Source organism: Oceanobacillus sp. E9 (assembly GCF_001741975.1).
In the GTDB taxonomy this organism is placed as follows: domain Bacteria; phylum Bacillota; class Bacilli; order Bacillales; family Amphibacillaceae; genus Oceanobacillus; species Oceanobacillus kimchii.
On record NZ_LSNA01000009.1, the window covers coordinates 164,713 to 188,831 of the forward strand.

Here is a 24,119-nt window from a genome sequence, read left to right on the forward strand (position 1 = left end):
TGTTATTCCCTCACTTTATTAGACACTACTTGATTAATTACTTTTGGATAAAGTTGATGTTCTACTTTCTGTATACGTTCTTTTAATTTTTCTATTGTATCATTTTCTTCAATCATGACGCTTTCCTGAGCGATAACTGGTCCCGTATCCATTCCCGCATCAACAAAATGAATGCTAACACCTGTTTCTCTCGCTCCTGCATCATATGCTTGACCAATAGCATCTTTTCCTGGAAAAAAAGGTAGCAAGGAAGGATGTATATTTAAAATTTTACTTTCATATTCATCCAATAATGTATTGCCAATCAGTCGCATATACCCCGCTAAAAATATCCAAGATATGCCATGATGCTGTAATTGACGGTGAATCATTTTTTCGTATTCGGACTTTGAACTGTATTCCTTTGGATTAAATACCAATGTTGGAATATCGTAACTAGCTGCTTTATCAATCACTAATGCTCCCGGTTTATCGCATACAAGAAGAGTAATCTTACACTTCAAATCGGTGGCTTCCATTATTGCTTCAAAATTACTTCCCGTACCTGAAGCAAATACAGCTGCTTTTATAGTCATAATGTAAAGCGCACTCCTTCCTCCTCTGTAACCTTACCAATCACATATGCTTGTTCATCTACATTTTCAAGCAATTGTAATGCGGTAGAAACATCATCTTCTGACACAACGACAGCCATTCCAATTCCCATGTTGAACACACCATACATTTCTCTGTCGTCGATATTTCCTTTTTCTTGTAGGAAGTGAAAAATCTCTGGTATGTCCCAACTATTTGATTCAATTAAAACACCTAATCCAGGTGGTAACATACGGGGAATATTTTCATCAAATCCCCCACCAGTAATATGCGATATTCCCTTCAATGTCACTTCTTTTTTTAATGCTTGAATCGACGTTGCATAAATTTTAGTTGGTGCCATCACTGCTTCTTCTATTGGTTGACTTAATCCAGGTTGCGTTTGATGTATATCAACATCCGCTATTAATTTACGGACGAGAGAGTAGCCATTCGAATGAATTCCGCTGGAAGAAAGTCCAATTACTACGTCTCCTGATTTGATTTCTGAACCTGTAATCATCGCAGACTTTTCCACGATTCCTACGACGAATCCTGCTAAATCATACTCACTAGGCTCATACATACCAGGCATTTCAGCAGTTTCTCCACCAATCAATGCAGCTCCTGCTTGTTCACACCCTTGGGCAATTCCAGAAACAATTGCTTCTATTCTAGACGGATCATTTTCACCACAAGCAATATAATCTAAAAAGAACAGTGGATCTCCGCCCTGGGCGACGATATCATTCACACACATTGCAACTAGATCAATCCCAACCGTATTATGCTTATCTAAGTCAATAGCTAGTTTTAATTTTGTTCCCACACCATCTGTACCGGAAAGAAGAACGGGTTCTTTATATTGAAACGACGATAGATCAAACGCTCCTGCAAATGCACCTATGGCCCCTAATACCTCCGGACGATGTGTACGAGCAACATGTTTTTTCATGCGTTCAACAGCTTCATAACCTTTTTCTACATCTACTCCAGCCTGTTTATAGACTTCTGACATGGTAATCCCTCCACGTAACCTTCTTCTAACAACTTGTATAATGAATTTCCAATCCACCGTCTTGTTTTACTGGGTATTTACCAGTCATACAAGCCATACAAACACCTTGATTAATAGTTTTATCTTTGACAATTGCTTTTACCAAGCCTTCTTCCGATAAATAAGCTAGCGTATCTGATCCTATAATTTCATTGATTTCATCAACAGAATAATTGGCTCCAATTAATTCTTTTTTAGTAGACATATCAATTCCGTAATAACAAGGATTTTGAATCGCTGGAGAAGCAATTCGAACATGAATCTCTTTTGCGCCTGCTTCTCTTAACATCTGAACAATTCGTCGACTTGTTGTACCACGTACAATCGAATCATCAATCATGACAACTCGTTTCCCTTCAATGATACTTCGCACAGGTGAAAGCTTCATCTTCACACCTAATTCTCTGAGTTCTTGTGAAGGTTGAATAAACGTTCGCCCGACATAACGATTTTTTATAATGCCCATTTCATACGGTAATCCACTTTCTTCCGCATAACCGATAGCTGCAGAAATACTAGAATCAGGAACACCGATAACCATATCCGCATCAATGGAAGATTCTTTCGCTAATTCTTTCCCCATTTCTTTTCGCGAGGCATGTACATTCACATAATTCACGTCACTGTCTGGTCGGGAGAGATAAACATATTCCATTGCGCACATACGACGCTTATCCCTTGGAGCAAACCTAGTCGAGGTAATCCCTTCGTCACTAATCGTAATCAATTCACCTGGCAATACTTCCCTTTCAAATATTGCGCCAATCTGGTCAAAAGCACATGTTTCAGAAGCTACGACATAAGCATCCCCTAAACGACCAATCGAAAGTGGACGAATTCCTGCAGGATCGAGTGCTGCAAACATTTTATCTTCTTGCAGTATGATATATGCGTACGCACCGACAACACGATTCAATGCCCGAGCAATCGAATCCTCCGTTACTTCTCCGCTTCGTTTAATTAAATGGGCTAACACTTCCGTATCCGAAGAGGTTTGCAAAATACTTCCTTCTCTTTCTAATTCGCCACGCAGTTCATGTGCGTTCATCAGATTACCATTATGTGCTAGTGCCATTCCACCAGTTTGTGACTGAAATAATAAAGGCTGGACATTTTCAATGCCTCGACCACCTTGTGTCGCATAACGAACATGTCCTACAGCTACGCTTCCCGCCAAATCATCAAATTTTACTCGTTTGAATACATCATTTACAAGCCCTAAACCTTTATGTCCTTTTAGTTCGCTACCCGTATTTACAACAATCCCGGCACCTTCTTGCCCTCTATGTTGCATGGAATGCAAGCCATAATAAGTTAATTCAGCTGCCTTTTCGTGACCCCAAATGCCAAAAACTCCACATTCTTCATTTATGCCTTTGATTTCAGCAAGCATGGAATAGCTCCCTTCCAAAGATTCTCTAATTCTCCGACACGTTCTTGAATAATTGTTTTATCATTGATAGAAATAGATAATTCACCTTGATCAGTAACCTTACCTAACTTAGCTGCTTCTGGAAAGTGAGCTTCAAATGCAGCTACATGTGTTTCATTGACGGAAACAAGAAACCGTGATTGGGTTTCACTAAATAATTCTACGGTTGCTTCTCCTACTAAATTAATTTCCGCTCCAAGTCCTTTACCATTGAATAACGACTCTGCTAGAGCAATCGCCAGACCGCCTTCTGATATATCATGTGCAGAAGAAATAATTCCTTCTTTAATGGCTGTTAATAAATTTTCTTGACGTTCTGCTTCCACATCTAAATCAATATGTGGTGCTTTTCCTTCATATTTCCCAGAGTATAATTGTTGTAATTCAGAACCGCCAAATTCAGCTTTTGCTTCACCAATACAATAAATTACATCCTCTTTCTGTTGAAAATAACTCGGTGTAATATGTTTCGTCGATTCATGTAACCCTACCATTCCTACAATAGGTGTTGGATAAATAGATTTTCCTTTTGATTGATTATATAAAGAGACATTTCCACTAATTACAGGTGTATGCAGGGCGTTACATGCAGCACTCATTCCTTCAACACTCTTCTCCATTTGCCAGAAAATCTCTGGATTGGTGGGATTACCAAAATTTAATCCATCTGTTAATCCTAATGGTTTCGCTCCTGAGCATACGATGTTCCTCGCTGCTTCTGCTACTGCAATTTTTCCACCTGTTTCTGGATCAAGATAGATATATCTTGAATTACAGTCCGTAGTCATTGCTAATGCTTTATCCGTTCCTTTGATCCGAATAACTGCTGCATCCGAACCAGGAGTAACGACGGTATTGGTTTGCACCATCGAATCATATTGGTCATAGACCCACTCTTTATTCGCAATCGTCGGTTGTTGTAATAGCTGTTTTAATGTATTTGCGTAATCTTCAATAGCTGGAGTTGCTATTTCCATCCGTTGAAAAGCTTTGTAGTATGCTGCCTCTTTTGAAGGCATATTATAGACAGGTGCATCATCTGCTAATGAATCAACAGGAATATCAGCGACCACTTCGCCAAGGTGTTTAATACGAAATACTTTTTCTTCAATTACTTTTCCTACCGGTACGGATTTTAGTCCGTATTTTTCAAATATATCGATAATTTCTCGTTCACGCCCCGCCTGCACACAAAGCAACATGCGCTCTTGAGACTCAGAAAGCATCATTTCATAAGCTGTCATTCCTTGTTCACGTTGGGGAACAAGATCCAGATTCATCTCTAAACCCGTTCCAGCTTTACTCGCCATTTCACTAGCAGATGAGGTTAATCCTGCCGCACCCATATCTTGAATACCGACTAATGCATCGGATTGGATCACCTCTAAACAAGCTTCGATTAATAATTTTTCCATAAACGGATCCCCAACCTGTACAGCTGGTCTATCTTTATTGGAATCTTCAGCTAAATCGTCAGAGGCAAACGTAGCACCATGGATACCATCACGACCAGTTGGCGGCCCTGCATAAAGAATCGTATTTCCAATCCCTGCTGCTATCCCTTTTTGTACATCGTTATGATTGATTAATCCGACACACATCGCATTTACTAATGGGTTATCTTCATAACTTTCATCGAATTGTACTTCTCCACCGACCGTTGGAACTCCGACGCAGTTACCGTATCCAGCTATTCCAGCGACCACTTCAGAAAAAAGATATTTCGTACGACTATTTGTTAATGGCCCAAATCGTAATGAATTAAGCGAGGCAATTGGTCGTGCTCCCATTGAGAATACATCACGAATGATTCCACCTACCCCAGTAGCAGCTCCTTGATATGGTTCTACTGCTGATGGATGGTTGTGACTTTCGATTTTAAATACAACTGCTTGCTCGTCACCAATATCAATTACTCCTGCACCTTCACCTGGACCTTGTAATACATGTGGCCCATCTGTAGGAAACTTTTTCAACAGTGGTTTTGAAGTTTTATAACTACAATGTTCTGACCACATTACGGAAAAAATACCCGTTTCTGTAAAGTTCGGATGACGTCCAATTATTTGTTTAATTCGTTGAAACTCTTCATCACTTAATCCCATATCCAGGTAAAGACGGTCTTTCTCAATTTGTTCTGGGTGTATATCATGCATTAACTGCATAGCTGTCCCTCCAATTTGCGATCATTGATTTAAAAAGTTTCAAACCATCTTCACTGCCAAGTAGTTCTTCTACAGCTCGTTCTGGATGAGGCATCATTCCAAGTACATTTCCTTGTTTATTTCGAATCCCTGCGATATTTTCAATCGATCCGTTTGGATTGTATTTATATGTAAAAACGATTTGATTATTTGCTTTTAACTCTTTCAATGTTGCATCGTCACAGAAATAATTTCCTTCACCATGTGCAATCGGATAACGAACAACTTCCTTCTTTTCATATAAAGAAGTGAAAAACGTTTGATTATCTTCCACCACTAATTCTTCTTGGTGGCACATGAATGACAGATGTTTATTTCTCATCAACGCTCCCGGAAGTAGCCCCGATTCCGTTAATATTTGGAATCCATTACACACTCCTAAGACAGGTTTACCTTTCGAAGCATGCTCACGAATTTTATGCATGACATTTGAAGTGGAAGCCATTGATCCCGAACGTAAGTAATCACCATAGGAAAAGCCACCAGGGAGTAAGATTCCATCTACATCTTCTAATCTATCTGTGTCTGTATACCAAACAAGTTCTGCTTCAGCACCTGCCACTTCTTTTACCGCATGGTACATATCTCGATCACAATTTGATCCTGGAAACACGATGACAGCAAATTTCACGGTTTACTTAACCTCCTCTAAATCAAATTGATAATTCTCAATAACTGGGTTCGCTAAAAGCCGATCACACATCTCCGTAATTCGCTCCTCAATATTTGGCCCTTCCTCAACTTGCAATTCAATATATTTACCTACTCGAGCATCTTCAACCTCTTGGTATCCTAAGGACTGAAGTGATTCTTGGATTGCTTTTCCTTGTGGATCTAAAACTCCTGGTTTTAATGTGATATATACCGTTACTTTTTTCATACATGAACCTCCAAGCGATTTAGAATTTCTTGATATACAGTAATTAAGTCTCCCGTACCTTGCCGAAATACATCTTTATCGAGTTTTTCGTTTGTTTCTATATCCCATAACCTGCACGTATCAGGAGAAACCTCATCTGAAAGAAGTATTTCTCCTTCTTTATTTCTTCCAAATTCCAGTTTAAAATCTACTAGGCTAATTCCGATAGATTGGAAGATTTCTTGAAGCGCTCCATTTACTTCTCTCGCTTTATCTTTAATTTCAGCCAATTCAGTTTCAGTTATATCCGTTAATAACAATGCATGTTCATCATTGATTAACGGATCCCCTAAAGCATCGTCTTTATAAAACAATTCGAGTAATGGTGGGGTAAAAGCGAGTCTTTCTTTAATCCCTAATCTTTTGGTAATACTACCTGTCGAAAGATTGCGAATTACCACCTCTAAAGGAATAATATTAGTTTTCTGAACAATTTGTTGAGTCGAATCCAATCGTTTTATAAAGTGTGTTTTAATCCCTACTTCATGTAAACGTTGAAAGATAAGGGAGGAGATCTCATTATTGAGTCTCCCTTTCCCTTCAAATTGACTTTTTTTCTCCCCATTAAAAGCTGTTGCATCATTTTTATAGGAGAGCACTAATTGATGTTCATCTTCAGAAGATTGATATACTTTTTTTGCTTTACCTTCATATAAAAGCGCTGCTTTCATATCTATATGGGCCTCCTAGGAAATACCGATTTTTGTAAAGATTTGATCGACATTCTTCAAGTGATACGTATAATCAAAACAATCATCAATCTCTTCTTGCGTTAGCTTTCCAGTAATTCTTTCATCACTCTCTACTAACTGTTTGAAATGTGTCTCTGTTTCCCATGCATCCATCGCTTTTGGTTGCACAATATCATATGCTTCCTCACGAGCCATTCCTTTATCAATTAATGAAAGCAATACTCGTTGAGAGAAGATAACCCCATGTGTGCGATCAATATTACGCTTCATATTTTCTGGGAATACCGTTAAGTTTTTAATAATATTACCAAAACGGTTTAACATATAATTTAATGCGATAGTGGCATCAGGTAAGATTACTCTTTCTGCTGATGAATGAGAAATATCGCGTTCATGCCATAAAGCCACATTTTCATAGGCTGTTACCATATATCCTCGAATCACACGAGCCATACCTGTCATATTTTCTGACCCGATTGGATTACGTTTATGTGGCATAGCAGACGAACCTTTTTGGCCTTTCGCAAATCGTTCTTCTACTTCACGTGTTTCTGTTTTTTGCAAACCACGAATTTCTGTTGCGAATTTTTCAATCGACGTTGCAATTAATGCAAGTGTTGATAAATAAGCAGCATGACGATCACGTTGTAATGTTTGTGTTGACACTGGAGCTGGAGAGGTACCTAACTTTTCACACACGTACTGTTCTACAAATGGATCGATATTTGCATAGGTACCGACTGCTCCAGAAATCTTACCAAATTCGATATTCTCAGCAGCCATCTCAAAACGCTCTACATTTCGTTTCATTTCCTCATACCATAATGCCATTTTCAAACCGAATGTCGTTGGCTCTGCATGTACACCATGTGTGCGTCCCATCATTACCGTGTGCTTATGCTCTATTGCTTTATCTTTAAGAATCTCTACGAATTGCTTTAAGTCTTTACGTAATATATCGTTTGCTTGTTTTAAAATATAAGATAATGCTGTATCTACAACGTCAGTCGATGTTAAACCATAATGTACCCATTTACGTTCTTCGCCTAATGTCTCGGATACAGCACGTGTGAATGCCACTACATCGTGTCGTGTTTCTTCTTCAATCTCATAAATGCGGTTCATATCAAAAGAAGCGTTTTCTCTTAATTTCTTTACATCTTCTTTCGGAATAACACCTAATTCGCTCCACGCTTCACAAGCTAATATTTCAACCTCTAACCACGCTTTGAATTTATTCTCTTCCGTCCAGATATTACCCATTTCTTCTCTTGTATAACGTTCAATCATGAATGTATTTCCTCCTTGAAGTAATTCACTTGTTTCTCTAATTCTTCTACTGTCTTTGCAGTGAATGTAATATGTCCCATTTTTCGTTTGTCCTTTGGCTCTTCTTTTCCATACAAATGTACAAAGCCGACATTCGATTTGGAAAGAAACGTTTTTGCGTATTTTATATCATTTCCTAAAACATTAATCATAGCCGTCGGTCCGTGTAATTCCACTTCGATTAATGGAAGTCCACAAATTGCCCGTATATGCTGCTCGAATTGTGAAACATTGCATCCTTCGATTGTATAATGCCCTGAATTGTGAGGACGAGGAGCCATTTCATTGACATAGACTTCTTTTCCTTTTACAAACATTTCAATAGCAAAGGTACCGACAATATCCATATGTTCCGCAATTTTTTCAGCTATCTGACAGGCAGATTCATGGATATGTTGGTCTACATTAGCTGGAACAGTTGTTTTGTATAGAATATGGTCTCGATGCACGTTCTCTGCTAGTGGAAAGAATTGAATATTTCCATTTATAGATCTCGTAAACACTACCGATACTTCTTTATCAAACGTAATCCATTGTTCAATAATGCAATACCCATGCTGTTTAAAAAATTGGATGGCCAGTTCTTTTTCAGATTCGCTGTGAATTTTTAATTGTCCTTTTCCGTCATAACCACCTCGACACGTTTTAATCACCGCCGGGAAAGAAATTGAGTCAATTGCATGTTCACATTCTTCTGTACTTGTAACAATATAATAGTCAGGAACTGGCAATACTAAATCAGAAATTACTTTCTTTTCCTTTTCACGATTTTGAGTAACTTCTAAAGCACGTGTTCCTTGTGGTAACTTTCCGGACTTATGAATAATAGCGGCAGCTTGTAAATCCACATTTTCAAATTCATATGTAATCACGTCGCAACAATCCATTAACTCATCAATCGCCGTCAAATTATCATAAGCAGCAACGATTTGTTGATCTGCCACATGCGCAGTTGGACAATCTGGAGTTGGGTCTAAAACAACAATCTTATATCCCATATACCGTGCAGCGATTGCCATCATTCTTCCTAACTGTCCACCACCGATAATTCCAATTGTTTGTGAAGGTAAGATCGTATTAGTAGTTTGCAAGATTTTCCCTCATTTCTTTTACAGATTCTCGCATTTCTTCACGATACTTCTCTAGAGACTTCTCTGCAACTTCATCAAATGTACTGATGATTTGTGCGGCAAGAATACCAGCGTTTTTAGCTCCTGCTTTCCCAATTGCTACCGTAGCAGTTGGCACGCCACCAGGCATTTGAACAATAGATAACAGCGAATCTAAGCCTTGTAATGCTTTACTTTCAACTGGTACACCTATTACGGGTAATGTTGTTTGTGAAGCTACCATTCCTGGTAAATGAGCCGCTCCCCCTGCTCCAGCAATAATTACCTTTATCCCTCTGCTACGAGCCTGTTTCGAGTAAGCAAACATATCATCCGGAGTGCGATGTGCAGATATCACTTCTTTCTCATAAGAAATCTGTAATTCATCAAGTACATTACAAGTATACTGCATCGTTTCCCAGTCGGAAATACTCCCCATAATAACCCCTACTTGAACCATCCAATCCCTCTTTCTATGTCTTTTTACAAACGAAAAAGTCTATTATCTTCCATCTATATTATATAGAGAGAAGATGAATAGACTTATAATTTACGAACTTAATCATTCCATTAACGTTCATGTTCCATAGACCAAGGTCGACTTAACTAAGTCCTTTAAAACATAAACTTATAACAAAAATGATCCATCTTCCCTCATAGTCCAGCCATTTACGGTGCTGGGTAGAAACTTCTGAGCCATATTCTCAAATTTATATGAGGTTCATTTTCAATTGTCGGCTTAAGCATAACAAATCAAATACGAAAAATCAATATAAACTCGGATGATTTTTGTAAAGTTTTCTTTCAACGTTCGGATTTTGCTATTTTCGTTCGTTTTCAGGTCCCTCTGTGTTCATATTTTTCTTTTTCTTCGGATTCATTAACTTTCCTTTACGAACTTGTTTCACCCAGAATCCTCCATGTATTCGCTTTGGTTCATACGAAATAATAAACGCTTTCGGATCAATTTCTTGAATGGTTTCATATAAACGTAATTCGTATTTACGAGGAGTTAGAATTTGAACCGATAAGCGATCACCTTCTCTCCCATATGAAGACCAGCTCGTTACACCATAACCTTTGTCACGAAGTCGCTGTGTAAATTTTAAATCTGGATTTGCAGACACAACGTTCACGGTTATATAACCCAAAGCTAGCTTTTCTTCGATTTTAGCACCAATAACTAAACCTGTTCCAAAACCAATAGCATAAGCAATTAGATTTTGAATCTGATCAAGATTGTCTAATACAAGTCCTAATCCCACAACATAGATTACAATCTCGAACATACTTACAAATGCTGCAATATACGTTCTTCCTTTTAATGTTAGAATCATTCTAACGGTCATTAAAGACACATAAATAACATTAACCAAGAAAATAATAGCCAGCATAACTAAAGCATTCTCTAACACGGAAAATCCTCCTTTATCCTATCCATGTACGCTTTCTGATCTAGATACACAGACGAAAACATGCCATCACAATTGTACTTTCACTGCCCGTTACATACGTATAGCAGGTGACATGTATATATCGTTCTTTAACCAATGAATCCTTGTATCGCTGTAACTAGACTGTAAATCCCCAACCCAGTACAAATAATAACTACTATAATTCCAATTATATTAATGATAGTGGAATTTGCATAGTTTCCTAGCAATTTCTTATTGTTCATTATAACCATTAATAAAATCGCAATACCAGGTAGTAATATACCATTTAACGCTTGAGCAAATAATAAAACATCTAATGGCTCAAATCGGAATACAAAGGATAGGATACCAATTATAATTACAGAAGAAAATACAGCTTTAAATTTCCAATTTTTCATTCCATTATCCCATTTCAACATACTGCTTACAGTAATAGCGGCACCTAATGCCGATGCAGTAGCTGAAGAAAATCCTGCAGAAAAAATTCCTATAGCTAGAAATGATTCCGCAAATCCACCAAGTAAAGGTTCTAATTGTATTGCTAAATCTATTACACTGCTAACTTCCACTCCACGCATCAGTGTTCCTGATGTAATTACGATTGCCATCGTAATCAAACCACCAACACCGATGGAAAAATAAATGTCTCTTCGCGAATCTTTCAACTGTTCAGGACGTGACCATCTTTCTTGTACTGATGAAGAGTGGATAAATAAATTATATGGTACAACAGTAGTTCCTATTAACGCTATAATTGTAATTATTGAGCCAACTGGTATCGATGGTACAAACATTCCCGACAACACTCCACCTATATCTGGTTGAGCTATAAACATTGTTGTGATGAAGATAATGCTCATTAAAACAACAAAGATTACCATTAATTTTTCAATCAATTTATAGCTTCCACTTAACCCGAGCAAGAGTATTAAAATTCCGACAATTGGTCCAATAATATTTATAGAAACCCCTGTTAATGCCTCTAACCCTAATGAGGTACCTCTTAAGTCACCACTCATATAGGCTGCACAACCTACGTATATTGCCATAATGATAAATCCAATAATCGGATACTTTACTGCCCGGTGATTAAATTGATCTCGAGCAGCTTCAGCTAATCCTTTTTTTGAAATAATACCGAGACGGGCAGTCATTTCTTGTAAAACAATGGTTGCCAAAATGGAGAATAAGACCGCCCAAATTAAAGCATAGCCGAAACTTGCTCCAGCCTGTGTAGAAGTCGTTACCGTTCCAGGTCCGATAAAAGAAGCAGCAATAATTGCACCTGGCCCAACAGACTTTACTTTTTCAATAAAAGATTTCTTCTCCCCTGTATTTGCTCCTTCTAGATTCGGATCTTCCATAGATACACCTTCCCTCTCCTAAATACGCAATACCTTTCTTCTTCAAACGTATGAAAGATGAAATATTTCTATACCTGTTCCCCTCTCGTTATCATTCAAACATAGGCAAGATACCTTGATAATCGAATACTTTTATGAAGAATATATGTCTGTAAATTAAAGAAAAAAGCCATAGACCACCGTCTATGACTCTAGTTTTAATAATGATTCTTTCATTTCGATGCCGCCTCGATAACCGACTAACTCTCCGTTCTTTCCGATAACGCGATGACAGGGAATGGCTATTAACAGTTGATTCGCACCAATTGCTCCTGCTACTGCTCGAACCGCATCGGGTCTTCCTATTTGCTTAGCAATGTCAGTATAAGTAACCGTTTCACCAAAAGAGACTTCTTGCAAAGCACGCCAAACTTTCTGTTGAAAAGGTGTCCCATAGGAATAATCAACTTCAAATGAAAATTCTTTTACCTTTCCATCTAAATAACTCTCAATTTCTTCTACGGCGTTTTCTAATATTTGATCATCACTGATAAGTTCATAAGTAGGATATTTTTTCTTGGCCCATAATGATAAATCATTGAAACCGGAATTATGTCCTCCTATATAATAGATATCTTTATCCGTCCCTAAAACCCATATACTTCCGTTATCACGAGTAATTTTTGAATAATATAGTACGTTTTTCATTTACACGTTCCCTCCTATTCAATAACCTCTTAATCGCTTCCTCAATGCTTTTCGCCACGTAAGTCCTAAAGCTTCACACTGGAACAATTCATCTGCAGCCCATAAATCATCTCGATTGATATACATAATTTCTGAGCAAGCTGCAATGGAAAATTGTGAGTACGGACGTTCCTGTAGTATAAGATCCGATTCAGGCTGGATCGTTCCTTCATTAATTACACGAAAGTACCACCCTGTACGATACCCATTCTCTACCTCTTCTCGCGTCACGATTCCGGGTTGGGAGACTTGTATTGTAGCTTCGCCTACTTGATAGATATCACCGATAAATACAGAAAACTCGTCCATTTCTAGTATGGAGAAATTCTCCTTTTTCTCTCCAACCCTCTCGCTAAACAGAGTTTCATTGTATGGATTGGAATAGTGCTTAATAGGAAAGGCAGATATTGCTTTGTCTAAATCTGATTTTTTTAAGGGTTCACTTTTCTCGATAAATCCTTTTTTAGATAGATACATCTTACTTTCAATAATTTTACCTTGTTTAATAATCTTATGAACAAACGGTTCTTCCATACTGTCACCCAATCTTTGATTGTGTTATATTAAGTTTATTCTACTAAAATAGTAACGGTTTGAAAATCTTTTAGGAGGTATAATATGACTTTACAAAAAGCAACATTTGCAGGTGGATGCTTCTGGTGCATGGTCAAGCCTTTTGATCAATGGGATGGCGTTCATCAAGTTATTTCAGGATATACTGGCGGAAAAGTTATGAACCCTACTTATGAGCAAGTAAAAAATGGGGATACTGGACATTATGAAGCAGTAGAAATCACATACGATGATTCGATCATCGATTATAATACAATACTCGATCTATATTGGAAGCAAATTGACCCAACCGATGATGGTGGCCAATTCCAAGATCGAGGAGAACAATATAGAACTGCAATTTTTTATCATACGAAAGAACAGTGGGGATTAGCTGAAGCTTCTAAAGAAGAGCTTGCAACTAGCGGACGATTTTCGAAACCAATTGTAACAGAGATAAAACCAGCTACTCCTTTTTATCCAGCTGAAGAATATCATCAAGATTTTTATAAAAAGAATAAAGAAGAGTATGAGGAAGATCGTGCTAAATCAGGTAGGGATGAATTTATTGAAGATAACTGGGATTAATTTATAAAAGCAACTTCAATTTAATATCTAAGGAGGATATGAAATGGAGAATACGCTAGTTGTTCAAGAAAGTATACGAATAAACACAACTGCAACCAATGTGTGGGAAATATTAACAAATCCAAGATATGTAGCTATATGGGATGAATTACCAGAAGACTATCCACAAGAACATATGACTACTGGTTCCAAAGTAATATGGGATACTCCAAATGGAAACCAATCCATCACTACCATTATTAAAGCTTTAAAAGAGGAAGAATTGGTCATTGATTTATATGTAACCAGTTGGAAGAAGAAACCACAACAAGGAGAAGTTGCCTATCGTTTCTATATTGAAGAAAATAATGACCATACGTTATTATCTATAGAAATTGGTGATTTCTCGCTAATTGAAAACGGCCAAATGTATTATGATGCTTCCGTAGAGTTCGCAGAAGATGCAAAACAAACGATAAAAGATTTAGCAGAGGGTCTTTAATCGTAATTCTCTTCAAAAAAGGCTAAAGAAGAAATATGCGATATTTTGCATATTTCTTCTTTTTTTATACCATGACTTTAATTCACGAAAATTTATTCTGTTGAGACACTATAAATACTGTAATCTATCGTCAAAAATTTCTTTCCAAGAATCCACATTTCATGGTTAGCCTTCAAATAATCTTCCTCTTCCCAAACTGTTAAATGCTCACTAATTGGGAGCTTGATAGAAAACCATTTCGAGAACTTCCAAACTGTTTCCAAATCATTCCGAATGAACGTTTCCACGTAAATTGGTTTCTTTTTTTTCATATGTATGCCCCACTTACGAAAATCTCGATTATTTTAGTTCGTCTTTCTATTCTAACATTTCAACAATTAACTATGAAGAACAGCTAAGTAATAAGAGAGTGGTTCTATTCACTATAACTGTTTCTGATTCCCATAATAAATGTTAATAGAACCACACTATTAACCAAGGCTACTTCTATTTTTCATAATAGACTTGGAAAAATACTAAAACTTCACTGAAAATATCAGAACAAATTGCGCAAACACCCTTTTAGAAACGTAGCGAGGACGCCCTGTTTTTCGGTTCCACTTACCGATGATGAATTTAATTTATTTCGTGAAGTCGCCTAGTTGCTGGGAACTGAAGGTAGATGTGGCTAGTTTGATTCCTTACAAAATAAAAGAAAGGATTTCGTCTTGATAGAAATCCTTTCTTTTATTCTGAGTTATGATAAGAATTCCTGTAAGACTTCTACGTACTTTTCTAAACTAGTTTCGTGAATATGATGTCCAGCATCAATGGTTACAAACTGACAATCTACTATCTTATCATGTACCTCTTTTAATTGATCTTGTGGAATATTACTAGATTCTCCTCCTCCAATGATTAATGTTGGCACACTTATGTTATTTAAATCGCTCCACCACTTAGGATTTGGTTCGTTTAACTGTTTCATTAGCTCTTGAACTACATTCCAATCAAAAGGTACAGGAGCGTTTGGAGACTCTGGGATTGAAACGGCTTCTCTTTCAACTGGAGGAGGAGTATCTTCAATAATTAACTTTTCCAATCGTGAAGAATCATTCTCCGCGAAAATGTAGGCAACAGTTCCACCCATGGAATGTCCAACTAGAGTGAACTTATCTATCCCCAGTTTATCTACAAATAATTTTACGTCTTCATACATTAGTTCAAAAGAATATTCATTTGTATACTCACTTTTACCGTGTCCTCTCATATCTAATGTGTAGATATGATATTTTTCGCTTAATTCCTCTGCAACACTCTTCCAAGAAAGTCCATCCTTTCCTAATGCATGTAACATTACCATTGGCGGAAGATGTTTTCCACCATATTCTTGATAATGAATGGTAATTCCTTTTAACTCAACCGACTGTACATTCATTACATCACCTCTCTAACTATTCTTTTTTATATATAGTTCTCTCATAATGCAATTCTATAAACTGGTTAAATTTCTGCGTACCTATTAACGATAGGTTTATGACACTGCTCGCTTCTTTAAATAAAGGTATTCCCTCGCCAAGAATGATAGGGGCTACCGTGATAATATATTCATCAATTAAATCTTTTTCTATGAAAGAAGATAGTAACTCCCCGCCACCGACTATCCATATATCTCTTCCTTCTTTATTTTGTAACATCTGAATAAAACGCTCCACGTCATCATTTACAAAAATCACATTCTCGTTACTTCCTGATTCTTTACGTGAAAATACATAACAATCTTTGCTTTGGTAAGGGAATTCGCTTAAGTTTTGTGATTCGAGCCATTGATACGTTTTATTTCCCATAATCACCGTATCTATTTCCTCATAAAATCTTAAATAACCATTGTCCCCTTCACCTTCAATATCATCAAGCCATTGAATCGATTCATTCTTCGTTGCAATATAACCATCCAGACTAGTAGCAATAAATAGTTTTACCTTACGCTTCTCCCCCATAATTACACCCCCTTTTTGAATATTTAAGCGGACAGTTGTGAAAATAATAATTTATTTGCTATCTTACCATCTATATTAATAGGAGCATTCAACTAATCATTCATTCTAATTCTATTATTCTACTGATCAATACATGCTTTGATAAATCCTTGATAAATCGAAAGCGATGGATCCTCTTTGTAATCGATAAGCCCCTCAGGATGCCATTGTAGACCAAGCACAAAACGATGATTTGTACTCTCAAAAGCTTCTATAATTCCATCACTTGCTGTTGCACAAATTTGATAATCTTTGGGAACTCGATTGTTTGTCTGATGATGATAACTATTAACTTTGAATTTATCCATCCCAGTTAATTGAAATAATAACGAACCTTCTTTGACGTTCACAAAATGTGATCGATGACCGAATGGGGCTTTCTGTTGATGTTGTAATAAAGTAGAAGTGTCTAGTTGTGTATAAATATCTTGATACATTGAACCACCTATTGCGATATTTAATATTTGACTTCCACGGCATACTCCTAGGATTGGTTTATCTGTTTCAATCATTCTTTCTATATATGCAATTTCTGAACGATCTCGTTCAGGAATAATGGTGCCAAGCCCAGGTAAAGGTTCTTCACCAAATAAAGTGGGATCAATATCATATCCCCCAGTTAAATATAATCCATCTAGCTTGTTCATCATGTGATTTATATCTTCTTTCTCCTTCAAATATGGTAGCATGACGGGAATACCACCTGCATTCTCGATTGCCCTTATATTGCGATTATTAATGGTGTATTGGGAACAATCTGTCTCCATGGATGAAGTAATACCAATCACTGGCTTCATTAAATCTCCTCCTATTCAAAAATTAAATAATATTCTTTACTTCTCTTTTATAAAAAGTGATATAGTAATGTAAGTTGTGTTTATTCGTTTTATCCAGCATTTAACGGACAGTGATACCCTTGTGAATGAAGTTTCACTTTATAGCCTAAAAGGAGATCTGATTGTATGAGTAAAACAAAATCATTAATCCCTTTAAAAACATTATTTGTCAGTTACCATGCATCCAATACGATTCTGATTAGTTTCTTACCACTATACCTACAGTCTCGCGGATTGTCTGGAACACAAATTGGTTGGGTGCTTGCAGTAGAGTCTTTAGCTGCTATACTGGCACAACCATTTTGGGGATTTCTAAGTGATAAGTTCAAAACAATAAAACGAATACTATTCATTTGCCTCATCGGCCTATTGATTTTTGGTTTCACCTTTTTCCAAATGTCCTCCTTACATACTATTCTTATTTTCGGAGCAGTGTTTTACTTTTTTGCAGCTCCTATCGGTGGTTTAAATGATAGTTTTGCGCAAAGACGTGCCACACAATTGGGTATTTCTTTTGGCTCTATACGAATGTGGGGATCTGTTGGGTTTGCCCTATCTTCCTTACTAGTCGGAGAAGTATTGGCACGATTCGGGATTGGATATATGGTATGGGTGTATTTAGCTTTTGGAACGATTGCGTTACTTACTCTCATCCCTTTAAAAGATGTAAAAGCCGATACCAAACCAGTTAAATTTAATGACATCGGTAAAATTATAAAAAGTAAACCTTTCCTCCTCTTTCTTGGAGTTATCTTATTTATTACGATTACTCACCGAATGAATGATTACTATATGGCTCTTTATATTAGTGAACTTGGTGGAAGTGAGAATCTTGTTGGATTGGCTTGGTTTGCAGGAGTTATCTCAGAAGCAGCCGTATTTGCATTAGCAGCTTTTTGGTTTAAAAAATTCCATTCATTAATATTTATAATTATCGCTGCGATTATATATACAGTAAGATGGTTCCTATACGCCTCAGCGATGGATCCCATGATGATTATCGGATTACAATTTTTACATGGACTAACATTTGGTGTATTTTATACCGCTGCGTTTGATTATGTTACACGGTTAATTCCAAGTTTCTTACAATCCACTGGTCATCTGGTATTCTTCTCAGTGTATTTTGGACTTTCTGGTATTATTGGTTCATTAGCTGGAGGTTCTCTAGTTGATGTATTTGGAGGAAGTTCAATGTATACATTAATGGGTATTCTTTCCGCAATAGGCACAGTTTTGTTAATCACCTATCATATAGCATATTATCGTAGAGATTTAACTGCACCTGGTTCAGAATAAGCTACTGTAGAACATTTTATCATAGAGCATGCAAAAAGGGTTAACCAATTTTGGTTAACCCTTTTTATTAACTAATACTAATTTAAGAATATGAAATATAGAATAAATATGACGAATAAGCCATACATAATCGGATGAATTTCTTTTCCTCGCCCTTTAACTAACATCGTAATTGGGTAAAAGATAAATCCTATCGCAATACCCGTAGCAATACTATACGTTAATGGCATCATCAACACGGTAAAGAATGCAGGAACAGCAATTTCAAATTTATCCCAAGGAATATCTTTTAAAGCACTAACCATTAGTACACCAACAATAATTAAAGCAGGTGCAGTAACCTCACTTGTAACAACTCCCAATAAAGGAGAGAAGAATAATGCTAATAAGAAAAAGCCCGCAGTAAACACAGAAGTTAATCCAGAACGTCCTCCAACACTTACACCAGTTGTAGATTCTACATATGCAGTAGTTGTTGAAGTACCAACAACTGCTCCAACCACTGTAGCTGAAGCATCAGAGAATAATGCTTTACCAGCTCGAGGTAACTTATTATCTTTCATAATTCCTGCTTTTGACGCAACTGCTACAAGTGTGCCAGCTGTATCAAAAAAGTCTACAAATAAGAAAGTTAGAATAACAACCAACATTTCTAAAGTAAAAATCTCACCAAAATGTAGAACAGCTTGTCCAAATGTAGGAGCTAAACTGGGAACACTACTAACAACGCCGCTTAATCCACTAGGTGGTTGAATTAATCCAAAAATCATCCCTGCTACTGCAGTAATAATCATTCCATAAAATATTCCTGCCTTCACACCATAGGCTAATAGAATAACAGATACTACAAGTCCGAAAATCGCAAGCATAACAGTAGGTGAAGTAATATCACCTAATGCAAGTAGTGTAGAAGGGTCAGCCTGTACAATATTGGCATTTTGCAAACCGATAAAAGCAATAAACAACCCGATACCAGCACCAACTGCTAACTTTAAGCTTGACGGAATGGCGTTAATGACTTTTTCACGAATACCGGATAACGTTAAAATGATAAATATAAGACCTGAAGCTAACACACCTGCAAGTGCAGTCTCCCATGGTATACCAAATCCAATTACGACCGTATACGTAAAGAATGCATTTAGTCCCATACCTGGAGCTAATGCTACTGGATATTTCGCAACTAATCCCATTACCAATGTACCTATTGCTGCTGCAATTGCTGTTGCAGCAAAAACTGCATCAGCATCCATCCCAGTTTCACTGAGCATATTAGGATTTACAAATAAAATATATGCCATTGCTAAGAATGTTGTTAAGCCGGCTACAAATTCTCTACGGATATTCGTGCCTAACTCGTCTAATTGAAAATACTTTTTCATTTCTCTAATTCCCCCCAAAATAAATAAAAGCCCTTGGGAGCTCCAAGCGCTTCTACAATCACAACAGTAAATCTAGCTTCATATCTTAAATGATCGAGATACGAATATAATTACTGCGTAGTCAGACCATTTACGGCAGTCTGGTAGAAACTTTGGGCCATATCCCCTTAATTATACGCATTTCTATTCAATTACATCATTATATTACTATCATCGACGACTACTGTCAATAAAACACGAACAAAAAACTCATTATAAAAAATAATATTCGTGTTTTACTTTTAAAGTTCAAGTATCTTATTCACTACGTTAGCCTTTATTTTATCGATGATAAATTATTTTGTAAACAGAAAAGCGCTCTATCATAACATTTTTTTAACTAAGTTATGATAAAACGCTTTGGGTGACGATTACTATCTTTTTCTCACTGGAATCCATACTTCACTGTAAGCATAATCAGCTTTATGCTCATCCATCTTGGTAAAGGAAAAAGATGGAGCTTCGATTACTTCATAATTAGAAGTAGGAAACCATTCCGAATACGTTCTCGCCATTGTATCTTGTAACGTAGAAGGAAATGGCCCTTCATTGGGAAAGATTGCCCAAGTACAAGCAGCGACAGAGAGCTTTTCTAATTGATCGCTCAATTGATTTGAGGTTGTTAAGACACCTACTAAATGTGTTAAATCGCCTTCCTCTTTCAAAAAATTCGCATCTGCATCGTAAGAAACATTTACCACTTCATAAGGTTCGATATTTTGCAGGGAATGCATCTCTTCCATTTGAGCATCTGTAATACTTTCGACAAGCTTTACGATCTCATTATTCACACCTTCAAATTGCATCGGTACCCGTTTCGTTACTCCTACAAAATTAAACGCCGGCTTTTCTTCAATTCTAACATCCATAGATAACCCTCCTTTTACATTTATTACAAATGAAAGTTTGGGGAAATATTTACTTACACCAGTTTTGATCACGTCAGAAGGCAAAAACCCGCTCCATTTTTTAAACGCTTTTGTAAATCCATCTAAGGAATCATAGCCGTATTTAAATGCAACATCTGTCACTTTTTCACCATTTAATAATTCTTTATTCGCTTCAGATAATCGTCTGTTTCTAATATATTCACTAAGCTTTATCCCTGCAATATAAAAAAATATTTTTCTAAAATGATAATCTGAAACCCCTGCGTATGCAGAAATGCTTTCTAATGGTAGATCATTCGTTAAATGGTCTTCAATATAATCAATGACATGATTCAATTCGTGTAACATGGCCTCCCCACCTTTCTTTTATATCGTATCTGACCAGCGTTTATCATACTCGACATTTCTTATATAAATTATATCGGATACTATAAAAAAAGGGGGAATCAGCTTATTTATTTAGAGAGGCTACAAATGTTTAAGCTCGCCCTGTTTCATCATTATCTATTAATGAACTGATAAAATGTTTCTCATAGTCCATGGTTTATGCTCCTTCAATCATGTCTCTTCTCTTATAGCCAAAATATCCGATCACTAACATCACGATACTGATCGCAGTAATGGTAATGAAAACAAATGCATCAAAGTCCTCCATCGGCATATGCGGTATCCAGCTTTGAATAGCTGTTTTTAATAAGCCTTCAGGTAAGTTCAAGATACCGTCAAAATAGTTTAGTACAAAAGAATAGCCAAGGTAAATATAAACCAGTTTACCTAACTTTGGTGCCCAACCAAGCATTAAAGCTGCAATACTCGTAATAAATAGTACAGACGGAAGAAAATTATATCCAGATACAAGAAAATCACTTATGCCCATTGTGGTACTATTTTCCATTACAGCTACTGCTATAGCTCCAAGACTACCTGCTGCTAGTAATATCCCTACTAGACTAGCAATAATTGCCAAACCGATAGTAGTCCAGTAGATTTGACTACGTGTTACTTTTGTAGCAAATACTTGACTAAGATGTAAACGACTCTCTTCATTAAAAGTTTTATTGACAATGGCAATTGGTAAAATAGAAACTAAAACAATCATCACCATCATTATCGTGCCAGTAAATGATTCTTCGATAGAAACACCTGAATGAGAAAACATTTGCTTCATTATCTCGTTACTCTCAAGAAACGTCTGCATGTCTCCATATATTGAACCGTAAGCTCCTCCCATAATAACAAAACCAATTAACCAACTAATCATAACTCCTTTGTTAAGTTTAAAAAATATTCCTCGAACAGATAACAAGGATTTTTTTGCGTTTTTTCGTCCTTCTCTTTCAGGCAGATAGCCTGCTCCCATATCGCGACCACCTTCAAGAGCAAAAGCAATAATTATCATGATAATACTAAAGGCCAAAGCAAAAACCAGTGGCAACCAGTTGTTTTCCGTAAAAGGATACGTTAAATACGTCCATCCCATCGGATTAAACATAGATAAGTCAACATTGGAAGCATCAGTTCCTGCACGAATAATATATAACAATCCTACAATTCCAAGTGCAGAACCTGTTGCACTTGATGAAGTTGGCATAATCTGTACCATCACTAATGCTATTCCTACACCTATTATTCCGGCCATTCCAATGGAAGCTCCGAATAACAAAGATCCTTCAACAGAAATTGAATCAGCACCAAAGCTTGCAAGTACTCCACTAATAAATAATGCCAATATGATATTTATGAATACCGTTTCTGTCACTGCAGCTAGAGAATTAGCTTGACGCCCTATTTGAAAAGAACGTACTAGTTCTGTTAATCCAAGGTCTTCCTCTTTACGAGTATGACTTACCACATGCAAAACAGCCATGATCATTGCAAACAAACCACAAAATAATAACATTTCATGTGCATACATTGCTCCCAAAGTATAATCATTTGCAGATTCAACTGGGGTAGGGCCTACCATTGAAATCATCGCTGGATTTTGCATAGTTTCAAACATGCCCACTAATCCTTCACCTTTGGCAATTTCCTTAAATGCTGGAACAAACGCTGAAGAAAATAAACCAATTCCTAACACCCAAAAAAATATCTTTTTCCAATCACGCTTTAAATATTGAACAAATAATGTATCCCACCGTGCAAATTTTTCCTTCATTGTTTATCACCTCCATCTGAACTCTTAACCTTCGTAGTGACGCATAAACAGATCTTCCAGCGTTGGTGGAACAGCTTCAAACTTTTTAACTCCTAATTTTGTTGCTTGGGTTAATATATCATTTAAATATTGATGATCAGCAGAGAAAGTAGCTTGGTTGTCTTTCTGCATGAAATCATGTACACCAGTTATAGAAGCCATTACTCCAACATCCCCTTCTGTTACTAAAGTAACCGTCGATCGAGTTAAGTGACGTAATTCATCTAATGTACCTGTCTCCACAATTTCACCTTGACGAATAATAACTACCCTATCTGCTAACCGTTCTACTTCACTCAAGATATGTGATGAAAGTAAAATCGATTTACCCGCACCTTTGATTTTTTCCACTTCTTCTTGAAAAACTGCTTCCATCAATGGGTCCAAGCCTGAAGTCGGCTCATCAAATATATATAAATCTGATTCAACTGATAGTGCTGCAATCAAACCTACTTTTTGGCGGTTTCCTTTCGAATACCCTTTCGCTTTTTTCTTTGGGTCCAATTCAAAACGCTCAATTAAATTATCCCTTTTTTGTTTATCCCCTCCACCATGTAATTTAATAAATAGATCAATGATTTCTCCACCTGTCAAACTCCCCCAAAGTGCAACATCTCCAGGAACATAGGAAATACGTTTATGAATTTCTAGGCTATCTTTCCAAACATCTTTCCCAAAAATTTCTGCCTTCCCTGCATCCCGTTTGATAATACCTAATAAAGCACGTATTGTTGTTGATTTACCTGCACCATTAGGTCCAATAAAACCCACAACCTCCCCAGCATTCACTGCAAATGTTACATCCTTTAACGCTTGAAACTTACCAAATTTCTTTTGTACTCCTTGTAATTTCACAATCTCGGTCATAACACTGACACTCCTTCATAAAAATTAATATCAAGTTATAACGTGCTTTCCGGTTTAAGAAGAAGTTATAATTATAAACTATTATTAATGAAATAGTTCATTTTATTATAAATTTAAACCTCTTTTTAA

At 36.7% G+C, this 24,119-nt stretch carries 25 protein-coding genes and 2 riboswitches; of the genes, 3 read left to right on the forward strand and 22 right to left on the reverse strand.

Features of this window, described 5'->3' with window-relative positions:
* Nucleotides 1–2 precede the first annotated feature (2 nt).
* The 14 genes from purN to AQ616_RS17070 all read right to left on the reverse strand — a co-directional run bounded on the left by purN (nt 3) and on the right by AQ616_RS17070 (nt 13,375).
* Nucleotides 3–575 (reverse strand): phosphoribosylglycinamide formyltransferase, encoded by a 573-nt coding sequence (gene purN, locus AQ616_RS17005; protein ID WP_069686365.1) that lies wholly within the window; start codon nt 573–575, stop codon nt 3–5.
* Complete coding sequence (purM, locus tag AQ616_RS17010; RefSeq protein WP_069686366.1) at nt 572–1,591, reverse strand: phosphoribosylformylglycinamidine cyclo-ligase; 1,020 nt, start codon at nt 1,589–1,591, stop codon at nt 572–574. The genes purN and purM overlap by 4 nt, the downstream gene beginning before the upstream one ends.
* Before the next feature lie 25 nt (nt 1,592–1,616).
* The gene (gene purF / locus AQ616_RS17015; RefSeq protein ID WP_017795896.1) at nt 1,617–3,023 is read right to left on the reverse strand and encodes an amidophosphoribosyltransferase; all 1,407 of its coding nucleotides are present in this window, start codon (nt 3,021–3,023) and stop codon (nt 1,617–1,619) included.
* Nucleotides 2,999–5,227, reverse strand: a complete 2,229-nt coding sequence (gene purL, locus AQ616_RS17020) for a phosphoribosylformylglycinamidine synthase subunit PurL (protein WP_069686367.1) — start codon at nt 5,225–5,227, stop codon at nt 2,999–3,001. Before purL ends, purF begins: the two co-directional genes overlap by 25 nt.
* Nucleotides 5,211–5,897, reverse strand: coding sequence for a phosphoribosylformylglycinamidine synthase subunit PurQ (gene purQ, locus AQ616_RS17025; protein ID WP_017795894.1), 687 nt, complete (start codon nt 5,895–5,897; stop codon nt 5,211–5,213). Before purQ ends, purL begins: the two co-directional genes overlap by 17 nt.
* Nucleotides 5,898–5,900: 3 nt before the next feature.
* Nucleotides 5,901–6,146, reverse strand: coding sequence for a phosphoribosylformylglycinamidine synthase subunit PurS (purS, locus tag AQ616_RS17030; protein ID WP_069686368.1), 246 nt, complete (start codon nt 6,144–6,146; stop codon nt 5,901–5,903).
* A complete protein-coding gene (gene purC / locus AQ616_RS17035; protein WP_017795892.1) occupies nt 6,143–6,856 on the reverse strand; it encodes a phosphoribosylaminoimidazolesuccinocarboxamide synthase in 714 nt (237 codons plus the stop codon). Before purC ends, purS begins: the two co-directional genes overlap by 4 nt.
* A 15-nt stretch (nt 6,857–6,871) precedes the next feature.
* A complete protein-coding gene (purB, locus tag AQ616_RS17040) occupies nt 6,872–8,167 on the reverse strand; it encodes an adenylosuccinate lyase (RefSeq protein ID WP_069686369.1) in 1,296 nt (431 codons plus the stop codon).
* Entirely contained in the window at nt 8,164–9,297 is a 1,134-nt protein-coding gene (gene purK / locus AQ616_RS17045) for a 5-(carboxyamino)imidazole ribonucleotide synthase (protein WP_069686370.1), read from the reverse strand. Before purK ends, purB begins: the two co-directional genes overlap by 4 nt.
* On the reverse strand, nt 9,284–9,775 hold the full coding sequence (gene purE, locus AQ616_RS17050) for a 5-(carboxyamino)imidazole ribonucleotide mutase (RefSeq protein ID WP_017795889.1): 492 nt from the start codon (nt 9,773–9,775) through the stop codon (nt 9,284–9,286). Before purE ends, purK begins: the two co-directional genes overlap by 14 nt.
* 177 nt (nt 9,776–9,952) lie before the next feature.
* Nucleotides 9,953–10,053: riboswitch (purine riboswitch) on the reverse strand.
* Between the two features lie 83 nt (nt 10,054–10,136).
* Nucleotides 10,137–10,730 carry a DUF2179 domain-containing protein gene (locus AQ616_RS17055; protein ID WP_069686371.1) on the reverse strand — a complete coding sequence of 198 codons (594 nt, stop codon included), beginning with the start codon at nt 10,728–10,730 and terminating at the stop codon, nt 10,137–10,139.
* A gap of 128 nt (nt 10,731–10,858) precedes the next feature.
* Entirely contained in the window at nt 10,859–12,115 is a 1,257-nt protein-coding gene (locus tag AQ616_RS17060; RefSeq protein WP_069686372.1) for an Nramp family divalent metal transporter, read from the reverse strand.
* Nucleotides 12,116–12,298: 183 nt separating this feature from the next.
* Nucleotides 12,299–12,802 carry a methylated-DNA--[protein]-cysteine S-methyltransferase gene (locus tag AQ616_RS17065; protein WP_017795886.1) on the reverse strand — a complete coding sequence of 168 codons (504 nt, stop codon included), beginning with the start codon at nt 12,800–12,802 and terminating at the stop codon, nt 12,299–12,301.
* Nucleotides 12,803–12,820: 18 nt separating this feature from the next.
* A complete protein-coding gene (locus tag AQ616_RS17070; protein ID WP_017795885.1) occupies nt 12,821–13,375 on the reverse strand; it encodes an MOSC domain-containing protein in 555 nt (184 codons plus the stop codon).
* Between the two features lie 84 nt (nt 13,376–13,459).
* Here AQ616_RS17070 and msrA point away from each other — a divergent pair, with 84 nt between their 5' ends.
* On the forward strand, nt 13,460–13,981 hold the full coding sequence (msrA, locus tag AQ616_RS17075) for a peptide-methionine (S)-S-oxide reductase MsrA (protein ID WP_017795884.1): 522 nt from the start codon (nt 13,460–13,462) through the stop codon (nt 13,979–13,981).
* A 43-nt stretch (nt 13,982–14,024) separates the two neighbouring features.
* The gene (locus AQ616_RS17080) at nt 14,025–14,462 is read left to right on the forward strand and encodes an SRPBCC domain-containing protein (RefSeq protein ID WP_017795883.1); all 438 of its coding nucleotides are present in this window, start codon (nt 14,025–14,027) and stop codon (nt 14,460–14,462) included.
* 92 nt (nt 14,463–14,554) lie between these two features.
* On the opposite strand, the gene AQ616_RS17085 is transcribed toward AQ616_RS17080, so the two are convergent.
* The 4 genes from AQ616_RS17085 to AQ616_RS17100 form a co-directional block, all read right to left on the reverse strand.
* Nucleotides 14,555–14,773 (reverse strand): hypothetical protein, encoded by a 219-nt coding sequence (locus AQ616_RS17085; protein ID WP_069686373.1) that lies wholly within the window; start codon nt 14,771–14,773, stop codon nt 14,555–14,557.
* Nucleotides 14,774–15,198: 425 nt separating this feature from the next.
* Nucleotides 15,199–15,879 (reverse strand): alpha/beta fold hydrolase, encoded by a 681-nt coding sequence (locus tag AQ616_RS17090; RefSeq protein ID WP_069686374.1) that lies wholly within the window; start codon nt 15,877–15,879, stop codon nt 15,199–15,201.
* A gap of 16 nt (nt 15,880–15,895) precedes the next feature.
* Entirely contained in the window at nt 15,896–16,441 is a 546-nt protein-coding gene (locus tag AQ616_RS17095; protein ID WP_069686375.1) for a dihydrofolate reductase family protein, read from the reverse strand.
* A 119-nt stretch (nt 16,442–16,560) separates the two neighbouring features.
* Nucleotides 16,561–17,277: a gamma-glutamyl-gamma-aminobutyrate hydrolase family protein gene (locus AQ616_RS17100; RefSeq protein WP_069686376.1), complete on the reverse strand. Its 717-nt coding sequence runs from the start codon at nt 17,275–17,277 to the stop codon at nt 16,561–16,563.
* A gap of 165 nt (nt 17,278–17,442) precedes the next feature.
* On the opposite strand from AQ616_RS17100, the gene AQ616_RS17105 reads away from it, so the two are divergent.
* Complete coding sequence (locus tag AQ616_RS17105; protein WP_017795878.1) at nt 17,443–18,615, forward strand: MFS transporter; 1,173 nt, start codon at nt 17,443–17,445, stop codon at nt 18,613–18,615.
* Between the two features lie 77 nt (nt 18,616–18,692).
* On the opposite strand, the gene AQ616_RS17110 is transcribed toward AQ616_RS17105, so the two are convergent.
* The 4 genes from AQ616_RS17110 to AQ616_RS17125 all read right to left on the reverse strand — a co-directional run bounded on the left by AQ616_RS17110 (nt 18,693) and on the right by AQ616_RS17125 (nt 23,990).
* The gene (locus AQ616_RS17110; protein WP_017795877.1) at nt 18,693–19,997 is read right to left on the reverse strand and encodes an NCS2 family permease; all 1,305 of its coding nucleotides are present in this window, start codon (nt 19,995–19,997) and stop codon (nt 18,693–18,695) included.
* A gap of 98 nt (nt 19,998–20,095) precedes the next feature.
* A riboswitch (purine riboswitch) is annotated at nt 20,096–20,196 on the reverse strand.
* A gap of 214 nt (nt 20,197–20,410) precedes the next feature.
* On the reverse strand, nt 20,411–21,274 hold the full coding sequence (locus AQ616_RS17115) for an AraC family transcriptional regulator (RefSeq protein WP_069686377.1): 864 nt from the start codon (nt 21,272–21,274) through the stop codon (nt 20,411–20,413).
* A gap of 196 nt (nt 21,275–21,470) precedes the next feature.
* A complete protein-coding gene (locus AQ616_RS17120) occupies nt 21,471–23,084 on the reverse strand; it encodes an ABC transporter permease (protein ID WP_017795875.1) in 1,614 nt (537 codons plus the stop codon).
* 24 nt (nt 23,085–23,108) lie between these two features.
* The gene (locus AQ616_RS17125) at nt 23,109–23,990 is read right to left on the reverse strand and encodes an ABC transporter ATP-binding protein (RefSeq protein ID WP_069686378.1); all 882 of its coding nucleotides are present in this window, start codon (nt 23,988–23,990) and stop codon (nt 23,109–23,111) included.
* Between the last annotated feature and the right edge of the window lie 129 nt (nt 23,991–24,119).